Raw genomic sequence first — 11,783 nt, 5'->3', positions numbered from 1 at the left:
CATAATTGTCCATTTGCTTTTTTTGTCTGATAATTATTAGTAAAGGGAGTGAATGGTGAAAAATGAAAAAATTTCAAGTACATCTAAGTTTAAAGAATGGTAATAAACATACCTTTATTGAGTGGGCTCTAGGAGATCGAGAAATTATAAATAGAATTACAAACTCAGCTCTCGGTCGTTGGTATGTATTCACCGAAAACTATGTTAGGTACCAAGTATTAAAAGAAGAAATAGTAAGTATAGGCATAACCTTAACAAATGAGCAAATGAATGATTACAACAAACAGCAAAATGATTATTTACAACAATATGGTGATAGTGAATCCTATTAAGAATAAGAAAAGACATCTATTTCGAGAAGGATGTCTTTTTAGTTTGAGAGATAGGAAGGATTAATAACTGTCACTGGTGACAAAACACTACACTATCAATGGCTTCCTTTTATTAACATTGTGAATAAATGTACTTAAATAAAACTGCCACGATAGTTAAATAACAAGCATTATCAAGTAAACTAGGGAAAAACTCCTTCCTTCGCTTCCTTCCACTAATATTTTTAGTGACTTAGTAATTGCACTTATAAGTGAGTTTTCCCGAAATTTAAAATGGTGGAAAGTAAGAAAACCTATAATCCCTCAACTAGCAACAGATGTCTCTTTTGTTTTTGGACCTTTAACAATCCTAAACTTTTGGATTGTTAAATTAACCTACAAAAAATTTTGGATAAATCTAATTACCAACGTTTTTGCTGACTATTTATTTGCTTATCCGTTAACTACATTAGCAGAGAAGCTTGGAGTATATAAAATGGTAAGAATGAGCCGAAAGCAACTTTTCTTTTTAAGCAATGCGGTAGCAGTACTTAACTACTTGTATCATTCATTAATTGTTGAACCTATAAGAAGGAATAATGAATGTAAATGAGAATATTTATATATACTATTCCAAGAACCCGGGCTTAATTGTTGTTCAAAACTAGGGTTCTTCTACCCTTATTGTCTAACGCCCTCTCATACTTATATTCGTAATACTCCTACTTCTAAAGTTTCATTGTACTTTTAGCATAAGTTATTAGTATCATACTAGAGAGAAATAAAGAAAGACTATTAGCATGTCAAAAAGAACTTACTAATACAATACATATAATATTTATTTAAGAAATGCAGACAATATTTTTTTTGTTTCAGCCCATAACATCTTTTGCATGGAAGCATCATTCCCTGGATATACAGGTTCTATCTTCTTTCCTGTGCCCACATTAAAGTATTCTCCAGTAATATCATCATAGTTAGGATCAAGACAAAGTCGGATAATAATATCAGCACCTCTTTTCGGATTACCTATATTTAAGACCTTTAAAAGTTTTCCTAATACATTAGATATACGAAGTTCTCTCCCTAACCCAGTATTATTAAATCCTGGATTTACAGCATTAGTAGTCACTTTAGTCCCGTCATAGTATCTTGCTAACTCATTAGTGAACATAATATTTAAAAGCTTTGTTTTTCCATATATCTTGGAAGAACCTCTTGCTGTAAATAACGACGTATCTGTTAAATCAAATGGCAGGCTTAATGTACCGTGATTTCGTGACGCTTCTGAAGCAACACTAATTATTTTGGCATACTCTGCATTTAACAATGAATCCTCTAAGAGATAAGTTAGAAGCCAAGGTGATAAATAGTTCACCGCCATCATCTCAGAAAACCCTTCTGTAGTTATTCGTTGTTGAAATGCATGTAGCCCAGCATTGTGAATTAAGATATCAATTTTAGGATAATTATTTCTAATTTCTAAAGCAATTTTACGAACTTCACTCATCAATGAAAGGTCACCATAGTAAAAATCAATATCTGTTTGAGGATTTGTTTCTTTTATTAACTTTTCTGTTGCTAAAGCACGCTCTTTATTACGGGCAGTCAAGACTAATTTTGCTCCTGATTTTGCCAATTGAATCGCTGCGATCTTTCCAATACCACTAGTAGCACCAGTCATTACAACTATCGTTTCTTTCTGCATTTCTATCTCCTTTGTTAACTTGACATAAAAAAAAACATGAAATATATTTGATATATATCAATTATATTATTTTATTTATTGGATATATGTCAAATATATTTTCAAGGAGATTATTATGGAATTAAGAAAATCGACAATAAGAGAAGAACTAGAACTGCAATTAGGTTCTCAACTAAATGCCTTAATAAGCGAGGCACATGCTCTAAATATCCGGACTGCCGCTGCATTTGACCCCACTTTACAACCTGCCGCTTTTTTGGTGGTTCGTTGGCTATATTCTCATGGTCCAAGCAGTGCAACAAAAATAGCTGAGTCTGTTGCAATGGACCGCAGCGCCATAAGTAGACTTATTAACCAGCTAAAAGCCCTAGGGTATGTAATGAGCGAACCTAATCCTAGTGATCGTCGAGGTGTTCAGTTGTCTTTAACTGAACAGGGAAAATCTAAAACATTGGAGGTTCTAAAGGAGAAAGAATCGATATTTATTAACCGTATTTCTGAGTTATCAGAGTTAGATTTGAAATCATATATAGAAATGCTACAAACCTTAACTGGTAAATAGTCACATTGCAAAGTTGCGTGTATATAATTGGATTAGGATCAGTCTCACATATACAATCCCGCTTAAAGGCTTTAATTTATGTATGAGAAAACTCTACTATTTCTTCTAGATTTTCAACACAAATAACCTCTGTTTAATTAGCTTGTGATTTAGTACACTTAAATAAACCTGCCACGATTGTGACATAACAAAAGGCTTTCCTTATATTTAAGAAAAACCACCTATTGTTTAAGTGTATTTCTTCACAAAATTATCCCTTTTTAAGTCATTATTGGGAATGCTCCCACGATTGTTACAGTGACAAAATAACCAAAAAATTAATTACTTATTTTAAATAGAGTTACAAAAAAGAGTAGAAATCTTTTTCCCTACTCTTTTTTTATCTATTTTAAATTCTTATCTTTAAAGTATTCTCGGCTATCAACACGGATTTTTTTAGGTAATACACGATCAAGTTCCTTATCTAACCAAGCTATCGTTTTGTTTCGTAAAAACTCTCTCATTTGCTGTTCAGCTTCTAACATAACTAAATTTATCGTACAAGTGGAATTACCTGATATACAAGATGAACAGTCTTTATCTTCTTTATCTTCTTTATCTTCTTTATCTTCTTTATCCTCTTTACCTACATACATAAGGTTATTACTTAAGATGTTTTTACACTGGAAAATTGGTTTAACACCTTCAACTGCTTCTATTACATCCCAAAAAGAAATCTCTTCCGGAGCCTTAGCTAATTTATAACCACCATTCACTCCTGGAACAGAAATCACAATTTTAGCTTTCGATAATTTACCAAATGCTTTGGAAAGGTATGTTTCTGAAAGCCCTTGAAATTCTGAGAGTTCTTTTATTCCAATAACTTCATCTGAAGGTACATCAATTAAATACACTAAACTATGCAACGCGTATTCTACCATAACACTATATTTCATTTAATCACCTGCTTTATTTAAAACATCAATTATCTTTTTATTGTATTTGTATCTTAACATAGTTTTTTTGTTTGACACAAATTAATAAAAGCGTTATATTGTATATCGTCGACAATATTAATCGACGATTAATGCAGGAGATAATTAGTTTATCTATCTAAAAACATATTTATTCAGGGGGAATTTTCAAATGAACAAATTACTTATTATAAATGCCCATCCAGAAGTGGAATCTACTTCGTCTGTTAGTCTAAATGTTCTAAATCACTTTAAGAAGGTATATAAAGAGTTGCATTCAAAAGATGAGGTAATAGAACAAATTGACTTATACAGCGACGAAGTACCTATGATAAATAAGACAGTTTTAAATGCATGGGCTAAGCTTGCTAAAGGACAAGAACTTACAAATGAAGAGAAAGAAGTAACAAACCGTATGAGCGAAGTGTTACAACAATTTAAGAGTGCAAATAAGTATGTAATAGCTCTCCCATTGCACAATTTTAATGTGCCATCAAAATTAAAAGACTATATGGACAATATTTTAATTGCGAGAGAGACTTTTAAATATACAGAAAATGGTTCTGTCGGCTTACTTAAAGATGGACGAAGTATGCTGGTAATACAAGGAAGTGGTAGTATTTATACTAATAATGACTGGTATACTGAAGTTGAATACTCACACAAATATTTGAAGTCCATGTTCAATTTTATTGGAATTGAAGATTATCATATGGTTAGAGCCCAAGGAACAGCTCTACTGGACAGAGATGCAGTATTAAAAAATGCTTATATTGAAGTCGGGAAAATTGCTTCTGCATTTGCAAGAAATAAATAAAAAAGCAAAGAAGAGAACCTTTTAAGTTTCTCTTCTTTGCTAATTATGATATTGAAAATCTAACTATTTTATACTTTGCTTTAAGTATGTTTTCTTGTTAAACTATCCTGCCTTGTTTCTTCCATAGGCTAGTTTTTCATTTATTACAGGAATGCTGTCCGTTTAGTTTAACTATTTATTATTAATCGCTAATTCTAATGCTGCACTTGATAGTAAATTAGTTGTATTAAGAACAGGTAGTGGAGAATTATCATTATTTATTATGACCGGTAATTCAGTACAAGCAAGGGCAACTGCATCACATTCAGATGATTTGACCCTATTGATTATTGATATTACTTTTTCTATTGAATTATTATTGTTTTTACCAGGTATTAACTCATCCATTATTATGGAGTTAATAACCTCTTGTTCTTCCATAGATGGTGTAAATAAATCTATACCGCACTTTTCAAATGATTCTTTATATAATTTTCCTTGCATGGTAAAAATGGTTCCTAAAACACACACTTTTTTATATTTTTGAAGTTGGCACTCCTTCGAAGTTGTTTCCAAAATACTTAATAAAGGAATTGGCGACATCTTTTGGATTTCATTAAATACGCAATGAATTGTATTTGCGGGAATAATAGCAAAATCTGCTCCCATTAGTTGAAGTTTTTTTATGGAATAAAGCAGTATATCTACTATCTTTTGATAATCATCATTTACTAATGCCTGATAATAATCAGAGAATGAAACATTATGAAGTGAGATTTCTGGATGAATATTCTTTCCTATTCGTTTCATTGATTCAGAAACAATATTTTTATAGCACAGTGCAGCTCCCTCTGATGTTACAGCTACAATTCCAATGTTCTTATAAGTTTTTTCTATCAACAGAAATCACCCCCTTTTTTTATTCTTATGAAAAAATATTATCATATACCCTTAATTGAAGTTGTCTGCCACGTTTGTGATACAAGAAAGATTCACTTCATTTATTACAGGAATGCTGCCCCGTTCTACCATAAGCAAGTTTTCATTTATTACAGAAATGCTGCAATAATTGTTACAAGAACATACTAAATTTTTTTACAGGAATGCTGTCCCGATTGTGTATCTTTATGAGTTAATGATTCCATAATAAACCAAATCTAAATAACGATTATCCTTCTTTATCTGATCAATTAATACTCCTTCTTCCCTCATCCCTAACTTTTGCATAACTCTTCCTGAGGCTGGATTTGTTTTAAAGTAACGAGCAAATACTTTGTGTAAGTGTTTTTCATTAAATGCAAACCATAAAATTGCTTGCGCTGCCTCTGTTGCATATCCATTTCCCCAAAATTCTTCACCAATCCAGTATGCTATTTCACCATTCTTAGACTCTTGATTGCTTGATAGTGCTATAGCTCCATATAACTCACCATTTTCCTTAGCAGTTATTGCAAATTCATAAGAAATTTCATTATTAAAATTTTCAAGATGGTTTTTAATCCAAGATTTAGCATCATCCACTGAATATGGATAAGGTAAATAAAGTGTATTTTTATAAATATTATAGTTATTACAAAGGTTAGCTACATTTACTGCATCAGATTCTTGGAATAATCTAATTACTAGCCTTTCTGTAGTAATCATCTTATTGCTTTCATCATATTTCATAATAAGAGTCCCCCAAGACGAAATGATTTCTATTTTCTATAAAAGAAAAAGACAATATCTAATTTTAGATATCGCCTACATTCATCATAATAACTATTCTCCAATAAAAAGAAAAAACCTTCTTCAACAAACCTGCCACTTTAGTACCAGAGCAATTAAGAAACATTGATTCTTACTGGATTAACGCCCCCATTTGTTGAAGAAGTTATGCCTTGTTATTTTTTAACCAATTTGTAATGCTATGAAGTAACTTTTCTGAACTCCTACTTAAAGAAGATGAAGGCAGGTTATCTATAATTTCTTTTATATTTTCTTCTATGTTTTTTGCTTCCATTGGTTGAACATAATTAGGTACAAATTGATTTAACGCTTCATAATAACGTTGGTGAGGTTCTACAATTTCTAAATGCTTTTCAAAATTCCCTCTTTTTCTTGAATCATCATTTTCCTTACGATACCTCAGATTTGCTTGGCTAGTGTATAAATAAAAATATTTATCTGGAAACTTTATTCTACCTGCTTTTATTTCCTTTAGATAAGAATCATAAATAAAATCCAAATTTTGATTAAATAATTTAAAGTCAAAACACCAGTTATAACTTATCGGTTGAAATATATCACCATCGAGAATTACCGTATCATATTCTTTAAGTTTTTCTTGTGCAATTTGCCAACGTTCTACCTGGCGTTCTAAATACCAAGTTTTTGTTTCACTTTTAGAACGTTCGAATAAAAGATCTACCTCCGGAATGATGTATGTATTCGTTTTTCTTGCAATTTCAATAGCCGTTGTTGTTTTCCCTACTGCACTTGCTCCTTCAAAACAAATTACTGCCATATTATCCCTCCAGTCTTCTTATAATAGAATACTTCTTGTTCAACTATTCTGCCCTTTTTCTATCATAAGCTAGTATTTTATTTATTACAGGAATGCTGCCATATAGTGCAATAAGACTTTAACAAAAGGGTATTAATCCCTATTGAATCAAAGCCCTCTGTTATTTAATAGTAACTATTCACAAACTATTAATTAAGTTCTTATTAGAATGCTGTCCAGACTTTTACATAAAGAAAGGTTAAGCCATAAATAAAATGCAGTTTTAAGTTATGTTTTTATTCAATATCTCCATTAATCCTAAGTATGTTACAACACATTAGAAACATCTGTTAATAAATGTAATCGCAAAATAAAAAGCCCGACTCAATTTGAGGGAGCTTTTTACTATGCAATAATTAATATTAATTATTAAAAGACCATGGCTTATTAATATCAAAAAATTTAGCAACAACTTCTTGTTTTTCATTTAGTATATCTAGTTTATAATTTGCTGGGTTTAATGCTTGATTAAGTTGATCATCTGATAAGTTTTCAACTAACCCACCATTAAGGTTTATGGAATAAAAACTTTTATTAGAATCCTTTTTTAAAGGTGAATCTAGATTTATACTAACTGGTTTAGGCGGACTTTTAGGGTTAAGTATATCGACTAATGTTGAAGATTTTTCAGAGATTGTTACATACCATGCACTATTCAGCTTGGATAACTTCTCAATATAGCTGTCTCTTATGCCTATATTTATTTTAAAATTCAACCCATTATTTCTTTTTTCAATTTTTAATGGTTCCCATGCAATATTATCTCCAGTAAGTTCGTCTGCAGAAATATTTTTGTTAGTTACTGATGATGAAACTTCTTCTTGTTGATTGTTTCTAATACCCTCTGATGCAGTCTTATCACAACCGACTAGTGTTAAACCTATGATAATTAGAATAAAGCTTAATGAAAAAGTTCTTTTTAGCATTTAGTTTTATCTCCAATTCAGAATTTTTTAACTGTCTTTTTAGAATATTCTTCATAAGTATATTTAGCATCAACCGGAGTAGATTTAATTAATTTTTCTCGGTTATATTTTACTATACTTCCTGTTGTTTTTACAGCTGAAGAACCATATTCAATTGATGGTTTTGTTCTACCTTCAATCGTCCATGTAAGACTTACTTCAACTGTGTCTGTTTCCCCCAAGCTTTTTCTCCATTAATACCTATTTTCCCCTGAATCAATTTCCAATTTACAGCCGTTTTAAATCCACCACCAATTTTTCCCACTTGAAAACTTTGTTCTAGTAACCTTTCTACTCACACTATCGTCCTTTTTTCCTCCATTACTAAATGAACCTGACCAATCAATATTATGATATGTTTTTTTAGTTGCCATTTGGTAGTATGTACAGCTGTAATCTACTGCAAAGGTTGATACAGAACCAGGAGTACTAGTTGGATAACTTTTAACATCCTTTTCAATAGGGGTTATTGGGATCTTCAGCATACTTTCGTTCCATAATTGCTCTCACAATTTCAGCAGAGAAAAGATAACTAATCAATAGGAACCATGGTTCTCTCAGTACATATATAAAATGTACTGACAAAAGGCAAATTATTGTTAAAGTTCTAATAGTCCAATCAATTCTTTTATATTTCATATTAATGTTATCTTTGTAAAACTTATAAAGGGTTGATTTTTTAGCTATTTATTGAATTCATTAACCGGAAGTAGTATTCAGATTTATGTGTCTTATTTAGGTTATACCAGGAATGTAATGTATCTGGTGCAAATACATCTAACTTTTTCAGTACTTCCATCGCAAATTCAATAGGAGCTATTCCTGATGCAGTAACTAAATTCGCATCAGATACCGCAGATTCCAACTCATAGAACTTTTCTCCTTTATAGTTAGGACATACCATTTTAGTGTATTCTAAATTATTACTTGTATGCTTTCTAGTATCTAAGTATCCCCTATTCGCAAGGGCCTCAGTTGCACCACAAATTGAAGCAACAATAGTGCCAAGCTTTAAAGCTTGGCCAATTCTATCCAAGATAGGTTGATGAATTTCTTCACTCCAAGTAGTCCCTCCTGGTAAAATTAAAAGATCTTTACTCTCAAGAGTACATGCATCAAGGGATATATCTGGTTTTATGCTCAGTCCTCCCATAGTAGTAATTATTTCTTTATTAGCTCCTACTGTATTTACTCTTAAAGGTGCTAAATCTTTTTTGAAATATCTTCCTGAGTTTAGTTCAGCAATTAAATGTCCACATTCCCAGTCCGACATTGTATTAAATACATATAGAAAAACTTTTTTTGTTTGCATTCAATAACACTCCAATCACAATTGATATAGCTATTATAATAAAACTTCCCTGACAGTTAACGTCAGGGAAGTTATCATACTTGATGAAATTTTATTAATTCCGATAGCTCCTCAATAAGTCTTTTCTTAAGACTTATTGGCTCAATAACTTTAATAGATTTATTGTACGGTAAAAGTAAATAAGGTACATATGTATGTAATATATCTTTTTCAAGAAGAAAAACTGCTTGATTTGAAGTCCGTTCTTGTAAATAATTTCCTAAAAACCAATGTTGGCAAATATCAGCCAATACACTTTTATCCCCATTAATAACCAAAGATATAATCCCTTCCTTATCTTTTATAGTGGGAAGAAGACTTTTTATAAAAAAGTCACGTGCTGAAAATTTTTCTGGCCGGTTAAACTTATTTTCGGTTAGCATTAGACTTTCAATTCGATCTACTCTAAAACTACGGATATCATTCCTAAGTTGGCAAAATCCAATCACATACCACTTATTATTCCAAAAGATAATTCTGTACGGATCTACCAATCTATAATTTAATTGCTTTTCTCCACTTTTATGGTGAAGAATTTTTACTGAGTACCCATCAGCAATGGCCCGCTCCAACTCCTTCAAAAAAGGTTCAATAGAGAGTGAACTTAATCGACTTATTACTTCAAGACTAGTTAAATGTTGGTTTATCTTTGTTTCCTGCTCTTGATTTGAGTATTTTCTTAGTTTTGAAATGGCCCTATTTAGTGCTTCACCTCCATAATATCCGGCTTCTTCTGCAAAAACAGCAGCATGAAATAGTGAAGTTTGCTCCTCAAAATCAAAAAAAAGAGGAGCCTCAATAAAATTTTTCAATAAAGTGTATCCACCGTTATGTCCTGGTTCTGAAATTATAGGTACGCCACTTGTTGAAATTGTATCAATATAACGATACACAGTCCTTATATTTATTTCTAACTTTTCTGATATTTGTTTCGCAGTAATTTTTTTACCTGAACGAAGCATCCATAGAATTGCTAACATATTGTCAATTTTAGGCATATAATTCCGCCTCTATATGAAATTTATTTTTAATATATATTTCCGATTTTTGGAATAGCTCATCAACTGTTCCTTTCCGATAGCTTTCTATAAAAATAGAATCTTATACTATATCATCTTGCCCGATAACGAACCAAAGTTTCCTTTTAATCTCCGTTATTTGAGCCAACTAGTGATTGCTCTTCAATATCCACTCTGTAACCTGATTGCTCATTTTCTAGTTATGAATTTGCAAAGATGGTAAAACTATTAGTATCGGTAAAAAAAAACAATCAATGCGAAAACTGCCTTCTTTATTTATCTTCCGGCAAATCATATTCCATCCTTTTTGCTGTTATCCATTTTTCTTCTATTCCAACTAGCCGTTCGACAAGATGAAAGGCCATTACAATACCTGCTGAAATTCCGCCTGATGTGACAATTCTGCCTTCATCAACAAATTTAACTTCTCTTACAACCTCCACTTTTTTGAAGAGATCTGCAAACAAATCATAGGAAGCCCAATGTGTTGTCGCCCTTTTGCCATCAAGTAATCCAGCCTGTGCCAGCAATAAAGCGCCCGTACAGACAGATGTTGTCATTTCTGTCCTTTTGTCCTGCTCTTTTATCCAGTTTATCAGCTTGTTATTATGTAATTCAGTCAATCTAGCGCCAGGACCTCCTGGAACAATAAGGATATCAAAATGTGGTGCTATATCAAATGAATAGTCTGGTACGACTTGCAGACCGTTTCTTGCTGAAATGCTTTTTCCAGTCTCAGAAACTGTTTCCACTTTGAATGGCTTAACATCCTCACGATCCTTAAAGCCTGCAAGAGACAGCACTTCAAATGGTCCTGCGAAATCCAATACCTCCACATCATCAAACAGCAATATGCCGACACTTCTTGTCTCCAATTTGCCCTCTCCTTCATTTGTTGATTTTGTTTTTATGTATTATAAATAAAAAATCATATGTTGTTCATCAAAATATTGTCCATTCACCTTCAAGGCCTTTTTTTCCAATCCAAAAACAGTAAACCCCATCGATTCGTATAAAGCAATAGCTCCTGTATTTGTTGATACAACCGCCAACAGCAATTGTTCAATTTCCAGTCTTCTTGAAACGTTAATCACCTCTGTCAAAAGCCTTCTCCCAATCCCTTTGTTACGGTAAGCATCTTCAATAAAAAACGATAAAACACTTGCTTTATGCTTGATTTTCTTATAGGTTTCCTTTTGTAGTGTGATGGTGCCAATAAGGCGGTCGTCTATAAACGCCCCGATGGTAAGCCTTGTCGGGTCCTTCAATAAAGCGGAAATTCGCTTGATAGGATATAGCCTTTTTTGCTCCTCTTCCAACGTTAGCAGGAATGCATCTGGATGCTGATGTAATGTAAGCAACCGCAAACCCCAGTATTCCTTCGCATCCTTTGGTTTTAATACTCTTACCTGCAAAACAACCACCCCTCTATGATGTCCACACGTAAAACCGATTTAGGAAAAAATTGTTGCAAACCGCAAACATTCCTACATAATAATTCCATATTGCCACGTTGCATTCCTTCTGACACATCAATTTTCGTCAAACAAGATTTATGGTACGATAAAGAAAA

16 protein-coding genes are annotated in these 11,783 nt (G+C 32.2%); 3 read left to right on the top strand and 13 right to left on the bottom strand.

Annotated elements, in window-relative coordinates; all coding sequences use genetic code 11:
- Positions 1-62 precede the first annotated feature (62 nt).
- Positions 63-332, top strand: a complete 270-nt coding sequence (locus NQZ71_RS10900) for a hypothetical protein (RefSeq protein WP_237944399.1) — start codon at positions 63-65, stop codon at positions 330-332.
- Between the two features lie 817 nt (positions 333-1,149).
- Here NQZ71_RS10900 and NQZ71_RS10895 read toward each other — a convergent pair.
- Positions 1,150-2,019 carry an SDR family NAD(P)-dependent oxidoreductase gene (locus NQZ71_RS10895; protein ID WP_317010595.1) on the bottom strand — a complete coding sequence of 290 codons (870 nt, stop codon included), beginning with the start codon at positions 2,017-2,019 and terminating at the stop codon, positions 1,150-1,152.
- Positions 2,020-2,134: 115 nt separating this feature from the next.
- Here NQZ71_RS10895 and NQZ71_RS10890 point away from each other — a divergent pair, with 115 nt between their 5' ends.
- Positions 2,135-2,581 (top strand): MarR family winged helix-turn-helix transcriptional regulator, encoded by a 447-nt coding sequence (locus NQZ71_RS10890; protein WP_260055492.1) that lies wholly within the window; start codon positions 2,135-2,137, stop codon positions 2,579-2,581.
- A gap of 383 nt (positions 2,582-2,964) precedes the next feature.
- Here NQZ71_RS10890 and NQZ71_RS10885 read toward each other — a convergent pair whose 3' ends face one another.
- Positions 2,965-3,516 carry an RrF2 family transcriptional regulator gene (locus NQZ71_RS10885; RefSeq protein WP_317010594.1) on the bottom strand — a complete coding sequence of 184 codons (552 nt, stop codon included), beginning with the start codon at positions 3,514-3,516 and terminating at the stop codon, positions 2,965-2,967.
- Between the two features lie 190 nt (positions 3,517-3,706).
- Here NQZ71_RS10885 and NQZ71_RS10880 point away from each other — a divergent pair, with 190 nt between their 5' ends.
- The gene (locus NQZ71_RS10880; RefSeq protein WP_260055490.1) at positions 3,707-4,351 is read left to right on the top strand and encodes an FMN-dependent NADH-azoreductase; all 645 of its coding nucleotides are present in this window, start codon (positions 3,707-3,709) and stop codon (positions 4,349-4,351) included.
- A 171-nt stretch (positions 4,352-4,522) separates the two neighbouring features.
- On the opposite strand, the gene NQZ71_RS10875 is transcribed toward NQZ71_RS10880, so the two are convergent.
- The 11 genes from NQZ71_RS10875 to NQZ71_RS10830 form a co-directional block, all read right to left on the bottom strand.
- Positions 4,523-5,230: an aspartate/glutamate racemase family protein gene (locus NQZ71_RS10875; RefSeq protein WP_275007794.1), complete on the bottom strand. Its 708-nt coding sequence runs from the start codon at positions 5,228-5,230 to the stop codon at positions 4,523-4,525.
- A 225-nt stretch (positions 5,231-5,455) separates the two neighbouring features.
- Entirely contained in the window at positions 5,456-5,998 is a 543-nt protein-coding gene (locus tag NQZ71_RS10870) for a GNAT family N-acetyltransferase (RefSeq protein WP_260055488.1), read from the bottom strand.
- A 205-nt stretch (positions 5,999-6,203) separates the two neighbouring features.
- The gene (locus NQZ71_RS10865) at positions 6,204-6,836 is read right to left on the bottom strand and encodes an AAA family ATPase (RefSeq protein WP_317010593.1); all 633 of its coding nucleotides are present in this window, start codon (positions 6,834-6,836) and stop codon (positions 6,204-6,206) included.
- A gap of 401 nt (positions 6,837-7,237) precedes the next feature.
- Positions 7,238-7,801, bottom strand: a complete 564-nt coding sequence (locus NQZ71_RS10860; protein ID WP_317010592.1) for a hypothetical protein — start codon at positions 7,799-7,801, stop codon at positions 7,238-7,240.
- 17 nt (positions 7,802-7,818) lie between these two features.
- Positions 7,819-8,022: a hypothetical protein gene (locus NQZ71_RS10855; protein WP_260055485.1), complete on the bottom strand. Its 204-nt coding sequence runs from the start codon at positions 8,020-8,022 to the stop codon at positions 7,819-7,821.
- Between the two features lie 57 nt (positions 8,023-8,079).
- The gene (locus tag NQZ71_RS10850) at positions 8,080-8,325 is read right to left on the bottom strand and encodes a hypothetical protein (RefSeq protein WP_317010591.1); all 246 of its coding nucleotides are present in this window, start codon (positions 8,323-8,325) and stop codon (positions 8,080-8,082) included.
- Positions 8,297-8,479 (bottom strand): DUF4181 domain-containing protein, encoded by a 183-nt coding sequence (locus tag NQZ71_RS26195; protein WP_394374103.1) that lies wholly within the window; start codon positions 8,477-8,479, stop codon positions 8,297-8,299. The genes NQZ71_RS10850 and NQZ71_RS26195 overlap by 29 nt, the downstream gene beginning before the upstream one ends.
- A 40-nt stretch (positions 8,480-8,519) precedes the next feature.
- Positions 8,520-9,152: a type 1 glutamine amidotransferase family protein gene (locus NQZ71_RS10845; RefSeq protein WP_317010590.1), complete on the bottom strand. Its 633-nt coding sequence runs from the start codon at positions 9,150-9,152 to the stop codon at positions 8,520-8,522.
- A 74-nt stretch (positions 9,153-9,226) separates the two neighbouring features.
- Complete coding sequence (locus tag NQZ71_RS10840; RefSeq protein WP_317010589.1) at positions 9,227-10,189, bottom strand: helix-turn-helix transcriptional regulator; 963 nt, start codon at positions 10,187-10,189, stop codon at positions 9,227-9,229.
- 293 nt (positions 10,190-10,482) lie between these two features.
- Entirely contained in the window at positions 10,483-11,085 is a 603-nt protein-coding gene (locus tag NQZ71_RS10835) for a DJ-1/PfpI family protein (protein WP_317010588.1), read from the bottom strand.
- Between the two features lie 39 nt (positions 11,086-11,124).
- Positions 11,125-11,625, bottom strand: a complete 501-nt coding sequence (locus NQZ71_RS10830) for a GNAT family N-acetyltransferase (protein ID WP_186303934.1) — start codon at positions 11,623-11,625, stop codon at positions 11,125-11,127.
- Positions 11,626-11,783: the final 158 nt, after the last annotated feature.

The sequence above is a fragment of the Niallia taxi genome, from assembly GCF_032818155.1.
GTDB lineage: Bacteria > Bacillota > Bacilli > Bacillales > Cytobacillaceae > Niallia > Niallia taxi_A.
This window is presented reverse-complemented; position numbering and strand designations above follow the sequence as displayed.